This is a genomic window from Nocardiopsis algeriensis, from assembly GCF_014203695.1.
Classification (GTDB): Bacteria; Actinomycetota; Actinomycetes; order Streptosporangiales; family Streptosporangiaceae; genus Nocardiopsis; species Nocardiopsis algeriensis.
Genome location: NZ_JACHJO010000004.1, coordinates 411,754 through 426,975 on the forward strand (window position 1 = coordinate 411,754; position 15,222 = coordinate 426,975).

The following is a 15,222-nucleotide window of genomic DNA, read 5'->3' on the forward strand; positions in this document are numbered from 1 at the left end:
TCCCACCGAGAGGGCGGCGACGCCCGTGAGGAAGGCGTGGAACACATGAGCAACGCACCGCTGCAGGCCCTGTCCGATGCCGGGGTGTCGGTCTGGCTGGACGACATCAGCCGCGACCGCCTGCGCACCGGCAACCTGGAATCCCTGATGTCCACCCACCGCGTGGTCGGTGTGACGTCCAACCCCACCATCTTCGACAAGGCGCTCTCCGAGAGCGACGCCTACGACGAGCAGGTGCGCGAGCTGGCCCTGCGCGAGGTCTCCGTCGACGAGGCCGTGCGCATGCTCACCGCCTACGACATCCGCTGGGCGGCCGACACCCTGCGCCCGGTCTACGACGCCACCGACCGCGTCGACGGCCGGGTCTCCCTGGAGGTCGACCCGCGCCTGGCGCTGAACACCGAGCGCACCGTGGCCGAGGCCAAGGCGCTGTGGTGGCTGGTGGACCGGCCCAACCTGATGATCAAGATCCCGGCGACCGCCGAGGGCATTCCCGCGATCACCCGGACGCTGGCCGAGGGGATCAGCGTCAACGTCACCCTCATCTTCTCCCTGGACCGCTACCGCCAGGTGATGGACGCGTTCCTGAAGGGCATGGAGCTGGCCCGGCAGAACGGCCACGACCTGTCCCGCATCCAGTCGGTGGCCTCCTTCTTCGTCAGCCGCGTGGACACCGAGGTGGACAAGCGCCTCAAGGCCATCGGCACCCCGGAGGCCGAGGCCCTGCTGGGCCGGGCCGCCCTGGCCAACGCCCGCCTGGCCTACGAGGCCTACGAGGAGGTGTTCTCCGGTGCCGAGTGGAAGGCGCTGGAGAAGGCCGGTGCCAAGCCCCAGCGTCCGCTGTGGGCCTCCACCGGCGTGAAGGACCCTGCCTACGAGGACACCCTCTACGTCACCGGGCTGGTGGCGCAGAACACCGTCAACACGATGCCGCAGGCCACCCTGGACGCCACCGCCGACCACGCGGAGGTCACCGGCAACACGGTACTGGGCACCTACGAGCAGGCGCGGGCCGACTTCGCGGCCCTGGAGGACGCCGGCGTGAACCTCCCCGACGTGTTCGGAACCCTGGAGCAGGAGGGCGTGAAGAAGTTCATCGACTCCTGGGACGGCCTGCTCGAGGACCTGGCGGCCAAGCTCGGGAAGTCCGCCTGACCACGCGCGGTACCCCACCGTCCACCAGCCACTCCCGACGAGGAAGACGGAATCCTTGAAAGAACCGGTGATGCCGGGAGCGGTGCCCAACCCGCTCCGGAGCTCGCTCGACCGAAGACTGCCGCGTATCGCCGGGCCATGCGTCCTGGTGCTGTTCGGCGTCACGGGCGACCTGGCCCGCAAGAAGCTCCTGCCCGCGATCTACGACCTGGCCAACCGGGGACTGCTGCCGCCGGGCTTCGGCCTGGTGGGCTTCGCCCGCCGGGAGTGGGAGGACCAGGACTTCGCCGAGCTGGCCCACGAGGCGGTGCGCGAGCACGCCCGCACCCCGTTCCGCGAGGACGTGTGGCGCCAGCTCAGCGAGGGCGTGCGCTTCGTCCAGGGCGAGCTGGACGACGACGAGGCGTTCGACCGGCTCACCAGGACCGTGCACGAGCTGGACGCCGAGCGCGGCACCGGCGGCAACTACGCGTTCTACCTGTCGCTGCCGCCCAAGCTGTTCCCGACCGTGGTCGAGCAGCTGCGGCGCTCGGGGCTGGCCGACCCGGGCGAGGGCTCCGGCCCGGGCGGGACCACTCCCTGGCGCCGCGTGGTGATCGAGAAGCCGTTCGGCCACGACCTGCGCAGCGCGCAGGAGCTCAACGCGGTGGTGGACGAGGTCTTCCCGCCCTCGTCGGTGTTCCGCATCGACCACTACCTGGGCAAGGAGACCGTCCAGAACATCCTGGCGGTGCGCTTCGCCAACACGCTCTTCGAGCCCCTGTGGAACCGCAGCTACGTGGACCACGTGCAGATCACCATGGCCGAGGACATCGGTGTGGGCGGACGCGCGGGCTACTACGACGGCATCGGCGCGGCCCGCGACGTCATCCAGAACCACCTGCTCCAGCTCCTGGCGCTGGTGGCCATGGAGGAACCCACCTCCTACAGCGCGGACGCCCTCCGCACCGAGAAGGAGAAGGTCCTGTCGTCGGTGGCGCTGCCCGAGGACCTGGCGACCGGCACGGCACGCGGCCAGTACGCCTCCGGCTGGCAGGGCGGCGCGAAGGTGTGCGGCTACCTGGAGGAGGAGGGCATCCCCTCCGACTCCACGACCGAGACCTACGCGGCGCTCAAGCTGGCGGTCGAGACCCGGCGGTGGTCGGGCGTGCCCTTCTACCTGCGCACCGGAAAGCGGTTGGGGCGCAGGGTGACGGAGGTGGCACTGGTCTTCCAGGCGACGCCCCAGCACCTGTTCCCGCGCAGTGATGTCAGCGAACTGGGGCAGAACGCCCTGGTGCTGCGCATCCAGCCCGACGAGGGGGTGACGCTGCGCTTCGGCTCCAAGGTGCCGGGGCCCAGCATGGAGGTCCGCGACGTCAGCATGGACTTCACGTACGGCCAGTCCTTCACCGAGGCCAGCCCCGAGGCCTACGAGCGGCTCATCCTGGACGTGCTCATCGGCGACCCCCCGCTGTTCCCGCGCCAGGAGGAGGTGGAGCTGTCCTGGCGGATCCTCGACCCGATCGAGGAGTTCTGGGCCGAGCAGGGGCAGCCGGAGCAGTACGGCTCGGGCACCTGGGGCCCGGAGTCGGGGGCCCAGCTGCTCGCCCGCGACGGCCGCCAGTGGCGGCGCCCGTGACCAGTCACGCCCACGCCGGGAGGAACGGATGACCCTCTACCTGCCGCGCACCACCACCGCGCAGATCACCGAGGCGCTCATGGCCGAGCGCCACAGCGTCGGCGGCGGCGCCATGAGCATGGTGCTCACCCTGGTCATCGTCACCGACGAGGCCGACCACTACGACGCCGTGCGGGCCGCCACCGAGGCCGGTCGCGAGCACCCCTCGCGGGTCATCGCCCTGATCCGGCGCGAGCCCGAGGCGGAACCCGCCATCGACGCCGAGATCCGCCGCCCGGGCACCTCCGGGCCGGGGGAGGCCGTGCTCCTGCGGCTGTACGGTCCGCTGGGGGAGCACGTCACCTCGGTGGTCACCCCGCTGCTGGTCCCGGACGCACCCGTGGTGGCGTGGTGGCCGGGCGCCGGACCCACCGATCCGGCCTCCGACCCGGTGGGCCGGCTCGCCCAGCGGCGCATCACCGACGCCCTGCGCGCCGCCGACCCGCTGAACGACCTGGTGGAACGGGTCGCCCACTACACGCCGGGCGACACCGACCTGACCTGGACCCGGCTGACACCGTGGCGCTCGCTGCTGGCCAGCGCCATGGACCAGCCGTCCGGATGGGTGACCTCGGCCCGGGTGACGGCCGAGCCGCACTACCCGAGCGCGGAGCTGCTGGCGGCGTGGCTGTCCGACCGGCTGGAGGTGCCGGTGGAGCGCGACACCTCGCACGGCCCCGGCCTGACCGAGGCGCGGCTGGTCACCACCGAGGGGGAGATCGCGATCTCCCGGGCCGACGGCCGCACGGCCACGCTGTCGCGGTTCGGACAGCCCGACCAGACGGTGGCGCTGGCGCGGCGCACCGCGTCCCAGGCCCTGGCCGAGGAACTGCGCCGACTGGACCCCGACGAGACCTACGAGAGCGCGGCCCGCCTGCTGGGGCCGCTGTCTGCCGGAAGCGGAGCACAGGGATGAGTGAGCCCCAGGTCGTCCGACACGCGGACGCCGAGGAACTGGCCGGGAGCGTGGCTCTGCGGCTGGTGAACATGATCGTCCAGGCCGAGGCCGAGAAGCGGCCCTTCCACCTGGTACTCACCGGAGGCGGGATCGGCATCGCGACACTGGCCGCGCTGCGCGACCGCGCCGCCGAGTCGAACGTGAACTGGTCGCACGTGCACCTGTGGTGGGGCGACGAGCGGTTCCTGCCCGACAAGGACCCCGAGCGCAACGAGACGCAGGCGTGCGAGGCGCTGATCGACGCGATCGACGTGCCCCCGCACCAGGTGCACCCGATGCCGGCCTCCGACGGGATGGACGGCGACCAGGTCGAGCACGCGGCCACGAGGTACGCGCGGGAGCTGACCACGGCGGCGCGCGGGCAGGGCCCGGTTCCGCAGTTCGACGTCTGCCTGCTGGGGGTGGGGCCGGACGCGCACGTGGCGTCGCTGTTCCCGGGCCTGTCCCACGTACGGGAGGACGGGGCCTCGGTCACGGCGGTGCACGACTCGCCCAAGCCGCCGCCGCAGCGGGTCACGCTGACCTTCCCGTCGATCCGCTCGGCGCGCGAGGTGTGGCTGCTGGCCTCGGGTGAGAGCAAGGCCGAGGCCGTCCGCCTGGGCCTCGCCGGCACGGACGTGGACCGGGCCCCGGTGTCCGGCGCACGCGGTGCGGAGAAGACGGTGTTCTGGGTGGACGAGGCGGCGGCGTCCCTGATCTGACGCCGGTGCCGGGAGCCCCGGTCCCCTCGGCGGGGGCCGGGGCTCCGCCGTGTCAGGACAGGGTCGACGGGCAGGTGGTCCCCGGTTCGGGGGGCTCGCCGGTGAGCAGGTAGTCGTCGACGGGTTCGTCCACGCACACGGAGCGGCCGTAGCCGTAGACGGTGTGCCCGCCGCCCTCGTAGGTGACCAGGACCGAGGTCGTCAGCCGCCGGTGCATCCGTTCGGCCCAGATGTAGGGGGTGGCGGGGTCCTGCCGGGCCCCGATGAGCACGATCGGCGGGGCCGCGGCGGCGCTGTAGCCCTGCGGCGCCGTCTCGGTCCGCGGCCAGGAGACGCAGGCGGCTCCGCTCCACACCCGGGCGGTGCCGAAGAGCGGTGCGTCCCGCGCCGCGTCGGCGGCGGCGCGCCGCAGGTCCTCCATCCGGAGCGGCCCGGGCTCGTCGGCGCAGGTGACCGCGTGGAAGGCGGCGCCGTGACCGGGGGTGTCGAGGGGTTCGGGATCGGCGGCGAGGTACTCCAGGTAGGTGCGGAAGACCTCGTCGGTGCCGCCCTGGGCGATCCCGGTGAAGAAGGCCGCCAGCTGGGGCCAGGACTGCTCCAGGGCCAGATGCGCCGCGACGAGCTCCATCAGCCTGTCGCCGGTGATCTCCCGGCCGTCGACCGTGTGCCCCTGCTCCTCGAAGAGGTCCAGGAGTTCGCGTGTCTCCTCCTCGGCGGCGCCGGTGGAGGTGAAGGGGCAGTCGGGGAGGGTGTCGACGCAGTGGCCGACCACTCCCCGCCACGCGCGCGCGACCCCCTCCACCTGCTGTTCGGCCAGGCTCCGGCCGAGGCCCGGGCCGGGGTCCACCACCCCGTCCAGGACCACGGCGCGGGTGTTCTCGGGGTACATGGAGGCGTACAGGGAGCCGATGTGGGTGCCGTAGGAGTAGCCGAGGTAGGTGAGGCGGGGATCGCCCAGGGCGTCGCGGACGATGTCGAGGTCGCGCACGGTGTTGACGGTGCCCACAGCGGTGAGCCGGTCCCTGCCGGTCCTGCTCAGGCAGCCGGCGAGGTGGTCCCGGGAGGCGTCGCCGAGGGCCCGCAGGACCCCGGCGGGGACCTGCTCCGGGTCGTGACGCGCCGCGTCGGCCACCGCCTCCCGGAGGGCCTCCTCCCCCGTGCACGCGACGGCCCCGCTGCGGCCGACGCCGCGCGGGTCGACGAGGACGAGGTCGAAGGCCTCGCGGACCTGCCTGCTCAGGAAGGGGTGCGCGGCGGCGTCGATCGCGGAGAGGCCCGGGCCGCCGAAGTTGACCACCAGGGAGCCCTGGGCGTCACCGTCCTCCGCGGGGCGGCGCGCCACGGCGAGGGTGAACGTGTCACCGCCGGGGTCGGCGTAGTCGAGGGGGACGGTGACCTCGCCGCACTCGAACGGCGCCAGCCACAGGGGGTTGCCCCCTCCCGCGTCGGGGTCGAGGGCGTCGAGCTCCTGCTGCGTGCGGCAGGGCTCCCAGGCGATGCTCTGGCCGTAGAACGGGGCGGTTCCGCCGTGGTCGGCGGGCAGGGGCGCGGCCCCTGTCGGCCCTGTGGCCAGCACCGCCGCCAGTGCCCCGGTTCCCAGGGCACGCACACCCGTGTACCGCACGTCGGGGCTCCGTTCCTGTCGGCCCCGGACCGGGGCTCCGTACACCTCGTTCCCCATACCAGCGGAGCGCCGGTCAACGGCGGAGAGGGACACCTCTACCAGGGGGTAAACAGTCCGTCTTGTCCGCGCCGCGGACCGGGCTCAGAGCTCGCCGACGTCGGTGTCCAGCGCCCCGGCCACGTCCCGGGGCTCGGCGACCACCACGAGGGGGCGCAGCGGTTCGCCGAACTCCAGGCGGGGCGCCTGCCGTTCCTCCGGCTCGGAGTGGGTGATCCAGTCGACCAGCTCGACGGCTCGGCTGACGTCCCCTCCCGGCCGGGAGAGGGCCACCACCTTGCCCGCGACGTCGCAGCGGAGGCTGAGGTGCGTCGTGGCGGCGTGGACGCTCTGGGCCCACGTACCGCGCCGCACCTGCCGTACCCGGTCGCCGCGGACGCGGCGGTGCCAGGCCGGGGCGGACAGACCGACCGCCCGGTCACCGAAGGTGAGCACCAGGCTGGGCCGCTCCTGCGCGGTCAGGCAGGCCTCCGGATCGGACAGGGTCTCGTCGGCCCACACCTGTACCGGGCCGCGGGCCGCGCGGATCAGAGCCCGGGCCGCGGCGGCCAGGAGCTCGGTGTCGACGGCGGCGTGCGGGTGCACCGCCTCCTCGGGCGGCGCCTCCAGGGGCGTGTATCCCGGCAGGGCCAGCTGCCAGTCCACGGAGGCGCGTCCACGCAGGGGGATCCTGCCGTGGGGCAGGCAGACCACGGAGCGCTCGTGGATCAGTTGGTAGGCGATGCAGGCGCCCGAACGGCGGGCGGCCATGGCCAGGCCCAGGCTCATCGCCTTGGTGCCGGTGGTGATGTCGGCGACCACCGGCGGCGGGTTCCCGGCCGAGCATTCCTCCTCGATCCAGGCCTGCGCGGCGGCGGCAACGCCCTCGGCGTCGAATCCGTCCACGGGGTCGGCGGTGAAGCGGACCCGGTCGCGATACCCCGCCTCCCTCAGGAGGGCGGCGTCGGCAGGCGGGGATCCGGGGTTCTCCGCCGCGTGGAGGGTGCGCGCGGCCGCGTCGCGCACACCCGAGCGCAGTCCCTGGCGCGAGGAGAGCACCAGGGTCCGCGCGGGCCTGTGCGCGTGGACGGCGGTGAGGGTGCCCAGCCTGCTGCTTCCCAGCGAGGTGACCAGCACGGGGCCGTCCCCGGGGCCGGGGTGGTGGCGCGGAGGAGCCGCGGGGCCGGGGGCGGGGGGAACACCGCCGGAGCGGGGGCCCGAGGGGAGTCTCCCCGTGCCGGGGAAGAAGGCCTCGCGGAACCTGTCGATGTCGCCGAGACGTTCGCGCAGGTCGGACATGTTCCAGACCTGTACGTTCGGTGAGCTCAGGGCGGGGGTGTAGGCGCCGATCCGGCGGCGCAGGTCGGAAACGGCCGGGCCGGCGTGGACGAACAGGACCTTGGCGACGTTGCCGAACACCCGTCTGGCCTTGGCCACCGTCCACCCGGCGCGGGCGACCACCTCCTCGGGGCTGCTCTTGACCTCCACGCACAGGACGCGGTGCCCGATCCGCACGAGGGCGTCGAAGTCGGCGGTGGAGGAGTCGGGTCGGCGCGGATCGGCGACCCGGCGCGGGCCGAGCACCTCGACCCCGGGCCGTCCGCGGGCGATCCGCCGCAGGTGGCGCAGCAGCTCGGCCTCGTTGAGCACGCCGCGCACCTCCGGGGGCGGCAGGTCGGGAAAGGCGGCGCGCAGGGCGCGCACACCGCCGCCGACAGCGATGCGGACGGTCCGGGGATCGCGGTCGGAGAGCCACCGGGCGCCGTGGATGCCGGCGAGGATCCCGAGGTCGACACCGTCGCTGTCCACCGGCAGGCCGGAACCGTCGGGGGCCCGCAGGAGGTCGGCGACGGGGTCGAGGTAGTAGCGGTGGCGGGCGGGATCGCCCGTCCCGGTCAGAGCCTGCTCGTGGTGGAGGGCGGCGGCCACGCTCATCACCTTCGTGCCGCCGGTGTAGTCCAGGGACCAGGGCCGCCCGCCGCGGTCGCGATGGAGGGCGTCGAGCGTACGGGCCGTTGCCCCGAAGTCGTGCGGGTCGGGACCGACGCTCTCCACCGAGACCCGGGCCCGGGGCCGCAGGCGCGCCAGTGCGTCGGCGACCCGGGCGGCGTGGACCCGGGTTCCGTCGCTGCCGACCAGTGCGAGGTCGTCGGCGGGAAGGGTGAGGGAGGACAGCAGCGCGGGTGTGGGGTTCTGCCCGACGAGCACGACTGCGGTTCGGGGGTCGGCCACGGCGTCCTTCAGGCTGGGGTTCTGTCGGCGACGGCAACGCTACCGGCCGCATCCTCCTCCCGGGCACTCCCCTGGTGGGGCAGGCCTCCCCGCGGCGGGGCTCCGCTGACGGCGAACGAACGACAGCCGGTGACCACGCCCCGGCAGTCCCGGACGAGGTCGGTGGGGACGAGCAGGTCGCTGCGCTCGGGGTGCGCCGACCCCACCACGGAGGAGACGATGAGCCACACCCCCTCCTGGGGTTCGGGCAGGTTGGCCCTGGTGCGCCGCTCCGCCACCAGGGGGACCCGCCCCGCACACGTGGCGTCGTCCAGATGTCCCACGGGTATCCTCACGGCCTCGACCCTGGCGGGTTCCGCCGCGCTCGGCCAGCTGCGGATGACCCTCGCGTCCTCGTCCACGACTGTCACCACATGCGGCGTCAGGTTGCGCACCGGCATCCGGCGACCTCCGTTCCTCTCACTCCGCGGCGACCGGCCCGCGAACCGGCCGGAAGACCCCGTCGGGGGTGCTCACCGCCGTCTCTCGGACACAGGAGCGGACAGGTTTTCGGAGCTGTTTCGGCAGGAAAATTTTGATGCTGCTGTTATTGGTGACCGATATAAGGCCTCTCTGATACTTTCCACGCTTTCAGGACTGAAGACGGTAATTGACACTTCCCCGGCAAGGCGCCTATTTTGTTGGTCGGTCTCCCGTTGGCGCGGGAGTGCCACAGAGGGACTCACGACTCGCGAAAACGCTTCTCCGGAGGGCTGGGGAAGCGTCCCGGCCCCGGACTCCGGGGAGAAGAGTTCGTGAGCACGCACCACTGCTCCGCCTGGGAGCTTTTCGGATCCGCAGCCTTTCTGCGTGTCTTCACACGCGTCCTGGGATGCGGCCCCTGCTCCGCGGACGGAACGGCGCAGGGTTGTTCGGGGCACTCCGAACAGTTCTGCGACTACGTCGACCTGTGCGCCGAGCACTGCCCGTGCCCGGTCCACGGCGGTGACGCCGACAGCGTCGTCGCCGTACGGATGAGACGCGCCGAACCCGGCGAGAAGGGAGTGGACCGCACCGCCGCGCACCGGCTGCGCGACGCCCTGGACGACGTGCGCCGGGACCGCTCGTACAAGAACCTGCGCCACGTGTACCCGCTTCCCGTCGGCGGCGGGCGGGTCCGCTGTGCCTTCTCCGAGCGGCCGCGGCGCTGGGTCCAGCGCCGCGACGTGGCCCGCGTGGCCACCGACGTCGTCGAGCAGGAGGCGCTGGCCATGCTCGTGCTCACGGCCGGCTGGGGCAACCCTGCCGCGGACCTTCCCGAGGACGTCCACCCGGGTGAGAGCGTGTCCTTCACCGAGGACGGCAGCGCCGTACCTGTCGCCGACCTGCACGGACGCTCCCTCACCGCTGCCAAGGAACCGCCGATGGTCTCCACCGCCACCGGCGACTACCTGCTGCGCAAGCTTGCCGAGCTCGCCTCCGGTCGCGACGCCGACGCCGGCCGCACCCCCGACCAGCAGCGCCGGCTGCTGCTGCGCCGCCTCCTGCCGACGTTGAGCGGTGAGGACGTCGCCCGGCGCCTCACCGGCGTCCTGGGCAGGATGGCGGTGGACATGCCCGTCCACTTCGGCCTGGTGCAGCAGGCCCGCGGCCGGGCCCGCAGCGCGCCCTACGCACCCGTGGCTCCCCCCGCCCCGGGCCCCGACGCGGCGGGGTGCCGCGAGGTGATCGGCGAGGAGGACCGGATGTGGCTGGAGCGGATCGCCCTGGAGCTGTCCGCCCGCGCCCAGGAGGAGCGCGACGCCTTCGAGGCCGATCCCCAGGGCGCGCTGGACACGCTGCTGTGCTCGATCCTGGAACAGGGACGCGGCATCCCCGTGCTGTGGGCCGGCGCCCAGGACGACCCCGACACGCGCGCCGACCTGCTCGACGCCCTCGCCGACGTCATCACCGACTCGTGAGGGCGCCGGCGGGGTTCTGCAGGAGCGGAGCGAACACCCGAGGCACGAGGATGTGAGCGCAGCGACGAAGAACCGCACCTTGAGGGGCGTCCGAATCGGGGGGCTGCGGCCGAAGGCCGTCCGTTGAGGGTGGTGGCGGGCGACGGGTGGACCGAAGCGCCGGTCACCTGCAAGCCCACCCGCGCCCCAGGGGGTGTGCCGTGAGGGCGCCGGCGGGGTTCTGCAGGAGTGGAGCGAACATCCGAGGAACGAGGATGTGAGCGCAGCGACGAAGAACCGCGCCCGAAAGGCGCCCGAGCAGGGGCCAAAGCGAAGCGGAGGCCCCAAAGCAAACACAGTGAGGGCGCCGGCGGGGTTCTGCAGGAGCGGAGCGAACGCCCGAGGAACGAGGGCGTGAGCGAGCGACGAAGAACCGCGCCCGAAAGGCGCCCGAGCAGGGGCCAAAGCGAAGCGGAGGCCCCGAAGGGGCAGGGGAGGACACCGCTCAGAGAAGGCCCGCCTCCCGGTAGCGTTCGGTCAGCGGGAGCAGGACGGGATACTCGGCGAACTCGCGCAGCGACATCACAGCCGTCGCCCGCCAGGGCAGCCGGCGGCGCCAGCGGGTGGCCAGGCACACGTCGACGGCCTGGTCCACCTCCCTCCAGTGCTCCGGCCCGGCCCGCAGGCGGCGGGCCGCGAGGGCGGCGTCGAAGGCCTCCAGGAGGGCGGCGATCCGCTCCCTTCCGGCGCGGACCACCCCGGCGCCGGGGTCCAGGGACAGGGTCCGGGCCCGGCGGTCCACCAGGTGGAGTTCGGGGCGCAGGTGGACACTGCCCATCCCCAGGGCCTTGCCCATGCCGATCTTGTGGGCGTGCTCGGGGTTGCGGGGGTCTCCGCCGTCGGGCGGGTTGTCCAGGAGCAGGGCCCGCAGCAGCGCGCCGAGCTCTCCGTCGGTGAGGTTGGTGAAGGTGATCCGCGAGCGGAAGGTGAGGCCGTCGCGCAGGGGGACGATGTCGCGCTGGGTGCCCCTGGGCGGGGCCACCGAGCGGCCGGGGGCCAGCACGCTCAGCCCCAGGTCCTTCTGGGCGCGGGCGTCGTAGCGGACGGGGCTGCCCAGGTCGTCCCGGTGCCGGTGCAGGTAGGCCTTGTACCCGCCGAGCCGTACCTGTCCCTCGTGCGACCAGGTGATGACGTCCGGCCGGTCCCCCGAGGCTGCGTCCGGCCCTTGGACGAGGTAGTTGGCGAAGCAGCCGCGCTGGGGCGACAGCAGTCGGACGCGCAGGGCGGCACCGTCGGGGTAGTCGGGGTCGGGGTCGGTGCACAGCGCACCGCCGAAGGACACCCGTCCCTTGGAGGCCCTCGGCTCGTCGGCGAAGGTGTCGGTGTCCCCGAACAGCGCCCGGCACACGTCCACCGTGCGGCCCGCCCGGCCGCCCCGGTCCGCGTCCCCCGGCTGGGGTCCGAGGACCGCCGGGGGAACCGCCCGGCGGACGGGGTTGTCGTCGCTGACGGCGATCCGGTAACCGCCGGAGCGGCCGAAGGAGACCACCTCCCCGAAGGGGTCGACGTCGAACCACACCGGTTCCAACCCCCGGCGCGGCAGGCCGCCGCCTCCCGTCCCCGCGACGGGCTCGCGCCCGGGTGCGCGGCCGCCCGGGCCGAGGCCGTCGGGGAAGGCGGCACGCTGGTACCCGGTGACCTGGTCGGCGGACTCGAACAGCTCCACCAGGGCGTCGGGAACACTCCTCCGCCCGTTCCTGAGGTCGCGCGGCCGCGGGAAGAGGTAGGCGTTGCGGCGCTCGCCCGCGGCGACCCCGGTCAGGACGAGCAGCGCCTCCGCCGAAGCTCCGCGGGCCCCGCCGGGTGCCGTACGGGCGCGCAGGTACTCGGCGGCCGACTCCGCGGTAGGGGCCACGGCCGCGATCCGCCGCTCCCCCGGCAGTTGGACGGCGTGCACCCAGCGGTACTGGAGCCGTCCGTGCTGCTCGTGGGTGGTGGGAACGTAGGCGCTTCCCTGGGGCGGGTCGGGAAAGCCTTCGACGCCGAGGTCCCAGGTCTCCAGGCTCTCGCGCAGGACGGCGAACGACACCTTGAGCGCCTGGCCGGCCGCGCTCCCCAGGGAGGTGGCGGGAACGTCCACGATGTACCAGCCCTCCTCGGACCGGTAGAGGAATCCCTGCCGCGTACGCAGGCCCCTGCGCCTCCTGCGGTAGTGCTCGTGCTGGCGGGCCATGACCCGGCGCGCCCGGGCGGACGGTCCGCCGTCCGCGCCTGCGGGATCGACGCGCACGGGGGCCCGGAAGAACAGCATGGGGGTGTTGACCTCCCCGGTCTCACCGCTGGTGAGCATGCGCACGGTGTTGCGCACCAGGCCCCGCAGGGTCGTCCCGGGGACGGCGGGCAGGAGGTGCCCGCCGTGCGGAAGGCGCAGGGAGCGGGCCACCCCCTCCCCATCCCCGGCCTGTCCGACGAAGAGGGGGGTAAGCGTCGTCAGGGTCAGGTCGATCCAGCCCGAGTGCGTGCCCGGCACGGTGCGGTCGTGGCTGCGCAGCAGCTCCGCGGTGCCGTGGCCGGTGTGCAGGTCGGCCGCGGGCATCGGCGTCTCGGCGATCCGGACCAGGCCGTAGGGCGCGGTCGCGTGGAAACGCGGTGCCGATCCGGCTCTGGCGGCGACGTCCCGTGGGTTCACCGCGGCCCTCTCCCGTGAGGAAGCTCGTCGCCGGTGGCGGGGTCCAGGAGCGGTCCGGTGGGTTTGGGTCCGGTGCGCACACCGGTGAGCCGGTGGAAGGCAACGCCCACAGCACCGGTCGCGGGATCCTCGGCCCAGTACTCGCGGACCGTCAGCCAAGTTCCCTCGGAGGTCGCCCGGCGGCGGGAGCGCACGGTGAAGTCGGCCCAGGCGGCGGGGAGCACGGCCGTGTTCCCGGAGGGCTCGCCGGTGACGGCCAGCGGCACCTCCCCCTCCAGGGTGCGGCTGTGGTCGGGGCCGTTCCATCCCTGCAGGAGGAAGGAGCGGTCGCGCGGCCGCAGCCACGGAGGCACCTCGACGGGGGCGTCGGCGCTGATCCACCCCGACCTGGCCCCCTCTCCCAACCGGATCTGGGTGTGCGGTCCGAACACGAGGACCTCCAGGATCCGCCAGCGGTCGGTGCCGGGGTCCAGGGACGGCGCCGACAGGTCGGCGGTGGGCGGTGTGTCGGAGCGCCGCCACGTGCCACCGGGGCAGGAACCGGTGATGCGGCCGTCACCGAGTTCGGCGAGCAGCCACTGGGGGTGGCCCGGGAAAGCGGGGACCCCGCCGGTGCCGGTGTCGAGCAGGCCGCAGCGGACACCGCGGACGAAGACCTCGGCCAGGACGGCGTCGATCTGGTCGCCGCCGAGTTCGGCCCAGGCCAGTCCGGCCGGGACAGGTGGCTGTGGAATCACCCGTGCTCCTCCCCTTCCGCCCCGCCGGGGGCGAGGCGGGCGTGCAGGCACGCCAGCCAGCCGTGTGCGGCGGCCGCCTCCGGCCCGTGCGGATCGAACAGTGCCGCGAGCAGGTCCACGGTGCGCGGCGGCCCGTCGGCCCCGGAATACACGGCCAGCACCGCCCGGACGGCCGTGAGGCGGCCGTTGCCGCTGCCCGTCGCGGCGCCCAGGGCGTCGAGGGGCACCGTGGCCAGTTCCCGCACCAGCAGCGCGAGCAGGCCGTACACCGCTTCCTCCGGCCCGTCGACGTCGAGGACGGCCTCGGCGCCGCCTCCGCAGAGCAGGTCACCGGTGAACACCCGGCCCTCCACGGCGTCGCCGAACAGCGGGTCCACGGTCAGCCGGGTGGCGGTCAGGCGTGTGCCGCCGGTGAGAACGGGGGCTGCCCTGAGCCGGATCCTCGAAGGCCGCGGCCGAGCGGTGCGGGGGTCGGTGTCGGCACCCCACCAGCGGTCGTGCCAGTCCCGCCACGAAGCGGGTTCCCCGCCCTCGGCGAGCTGCTCGGCGGTGTCGCGGGCCAGACGGGCGCCGATGCGTTTGAACAGGGAGAACAGCGCGGTGCCGCCGAGCCGTTCCCCCGAGAGGGCTCCACCGGCCAGAAGCCCGGGCCGGGTACCGCCCGGAGGCGGGGACAGGGGGTCGGTGCGCTCGGCCGCCTCGAGGGTCAGGTGCAGCTCGGCGCGGTGGCGGCGGTCGGGCTGCCGGGAGCGGGCCAGGACATGGGCGGCAATGGCGGTGCGGCCGTGCCCGCGCAACTGCCGGACCAGTGCGTCGGCCAGGTCCGCGGGCGCGTCGGCGAGTTCCTCGCTGCCCTCCCGCCAGCGCTCCTCCCAGGTGCGCGCGTGGTAGGCGAACCAGTCGTGCTCGTCGGCGAGGTCGTGGCGGCGCACCCGCCACCGGGTGGCGCGCACCGTGCCGTGGCCGCGCCCGGTGCGGGCGCCGACGCGGATGCCGGGTCCCGCCCCGGTGAGGCCGCCGGCGGCCAGCAGCAGGAGGGTGAGCAGGCGGGCCTCGTCCGCGGGGGCAGGCACGTGCAGGCGCAGGTGGACGTCGAACTCGGTGCCCGCGGGCAGGATCTCCTCCCGCCACGTACGGCCGGGGCGGACGGTGGCGGAAGCGGGATCGACGCGGGTGGCGGTGCGGACCTCCGCGGGGGCCTCACCCGGGATCCGGGCCAGGGCGTCGTCGAGGTGCAGGGCGCTGGCGGGACGTGCGCCGGTGTCGGACGCGGCCGCGCCGAAGAGCTCGCGGGCGCGGTCGGGGTCGGCGGTGCGGGCGGCCAGTTCGTGGCGCAGCAGACCGGCGAGGGTGCCGGCCCTCAGCCGCGGCAGCCCGCTGCCGGGGTCGCGGTCCAGCTGCAGGTCGGCGTCGCCGCCGGCGGTGTGGCGGGGGGCGGACCGGGCGGCACCGACGTGGGCGTCGGAGAGCAGGAGCAGCCGTCCGGTGATCTCCCAGAGCAGTCGCACGGT

At 74.0% G+C, this 15,222-nt stretch carries 11 protein-coding genes; 5 read left to right on the plus strand and 6 right to left on the minus strand.

Annotated elements, in window-relative coordinates; genetic code table 11:
- Positions 1 to 45 precede the first annotated feature (45 nt).
- From tal to pgl, 4 genes are all read left to right on the plus strand, one after another.
- Positions 46 to 1,155 (plus strand): transaldolase, encoded by a 1,110-nt coding sequence (gene tal, locus FHS13_RS08420; protein WP_184290114.1) that lies wholly within the window; start codon positions 46 to 48, stop codon positions 1,153 to 1,155.
- Between the two features lie 70 nt (positions 1,156 to 1,225).
- The gene (gene zwf, locus FHS13_RS08425) at positions 1,226 to 2,776 is read left to right on the plus strand and encodes a glucose-6-phosphate dehydrogenase (protein ID WP_184290273.1); all 1,551 of its coding nucleotides are present in this window, start codon (positions 1,226 to 1,228) and stop codon (positions 2,774 to 2,776) included.
- A gap of 28 nt (positions 2,777 to 2,804) precedes the next feature.
- Positions 2,805 to 3,731 carry a glucose-6-phosphate dehydrogenase assembly protein OpcA gene (locus tag FHS13_RS08430; protein WP_184290116.1) on the plus strand — a complete coding sequence of 309 codons (927 nt, stop codon included), beginning with the start codon at positions 2,805 to 2,807 and terminating at the stop codon, positions 3,729 to 3,731.
- Positions 3,728 to 4,474 (plus strand): 6-phosphogluconolactonase, encoded by a 747-nt coding sequence (pgl, locus tag FHS13_RS08435; protein ID WP_184290118.1) that lies wholly within the window; start codon positions 3,728 to 3,730, stop codon positions 4,472 to 4,474. Before FHS13_RS08430 ends, pgl begins: the two co-directional genes overlap by 4 nt.
- Before the next feature lie 52 nt (positions 4,475 to 4,526).
- Here pgl and FHS13_RS08440 read toward each other — a convergent pair whose 3' ends face one another.
- From FHS13_RS08440 to FHS13_RS08450, 3 genes are all read right to left on the minus strand, one after another.
- A complete protein-coding gene (locus FHS13_RS08440) occupies positions 4,527 to 6,098 on the minus strand; it encodes an alpha/beta fold hydrolase (RefSeq protein WP_184290120.1) in 1,572 nt (523 codons plus the stop codon).
- 141 nt (positions 6,099 to 6,239) lie between these two features.
- Complete coding sequence (locus FHS13_RS08445; protein ID WP_184290122.1) at positions 6,240 to 8,366, minus strand: CRISPR-associated protein; 2,127 nt, start codon at positions 8,364 to 8,366, stop codon at positions 6,240 to 6,242.
- Between the two features lie 8 nt (positions 8,367 to 8,374).
- A complete protein-coding gene (locus FHS13_RS08450) occupies positions 8,375 to 8,806 on the minus strand; it encodes a hypothetical protein (RefSeq protein WP_246404832.1) in 432 nt (143 codons plus the stop codon).
- Positions 8,807 to 9,160: 354 nt separating this feature from the next.
- Here FHS13_RS08450 and FHS13_RS08455 point away from each other — a divergent pair, with 354 nt between their 5' ends.
- Positions 9,161 to 10,306 carry a hypothetical protein gene (locus FHS13_RS08455; RefSeq protein WP_184290124.1) on the plus strand — a complete coding sequence of 382 codons (1,146 nt, stop codon included), beginning with the start codon at positions 9,161 to 9,163 and terminating at the stop codon, positions 10,304 to 10,306.
- Positions 10,307 to 10,790: 484 nt separating this feature from the next.
- Here the strand turns inward: FHS13_RS08455 and FHS13_RS08460 are convergent, their stop codons facing one another.
- From FHS13_RS08460 to FHS13_RS08470, 3 genes are all read right to left on the minus strand, one after another.
- Positions 10,791 to 12,881, minus strand: a complete 2,091-nt coding sequence (locus FHS13_RS08460; RefSeq protein WP_246404970.1) for a TIGR03986 family type III CRISPR-associated RAMP protein — start codon at positions 12,879 to 12,881, stop codon at positions 10,791 to 10,793.
- Between the two features lie 89 nt (positions 12,882 to 12,970).
- A complete protein-coding gene (locus FHS13_RS08465; RefSeq protein ID WP_184290128.1) occupies positions 12,971 to 13,711 on the minus strand; it encodes a hypothetical protein in 741 nt (246 codons plus the stop codon).
- Entirely contained in the window at positions 13,708 to 15,219 is a 1,512-nt protein-coding gene (locus tag FHS13_RS08470; RefSeq protein WP_343064950.1) for an RAMP superfamily CRISPR-associated protein, read from the minus strand. The genes FHS13_RS08465 and FHS13_RS08470 overlap by 4 nt, the downstream gene beginning before the upstream one ends.
- Between the last annotated feature and the right edge of the window lie 3 nt (positions 15,220 to 15,222).

Coding starts and splice junctions, on each gene's coding strand:
- FHS13_RS08460 (WP_246404970.1), bottom strand. CDS start 12,881: ATGCCCGCGGCCGACCTGCACACCGGCCACGGCACCGCGGAGCTGCTG.
- FHS13_RS08430 (WP_184290116.1), top strand. CDS start 2,805: ATGACCCTCTACCTGCCGCGCACCACCACCGCGCAGATCACCGAGGCG.
- FHS13_RS08450 (WP_246404832.1), bottom strand. CDS start 8,806: ATGCCGGTGCGCAACCTGACGCCGCATGTGGTGACAGTCGTGGACGAG.
- pgl (WP_184290118.1), top strand. CDS start 3,728: ATGAGTGAGCCCCAGGTCGTCCGACACGCGGACGCCGAGGAACTGGCC.
- zwf (WP_184290273.1), top strand. CDS start 1,226: ATGCCGGGAGCGGTGCCCAACCCGCTCCGGAGCTCGCTCGACCGAAGA.
- tal (WP_184290114.1), top strand. CDS start 46: ATGAGCAACGCACCGCTGCAGGCCCTGTCCGATGCCGGGGTGTCGGTC.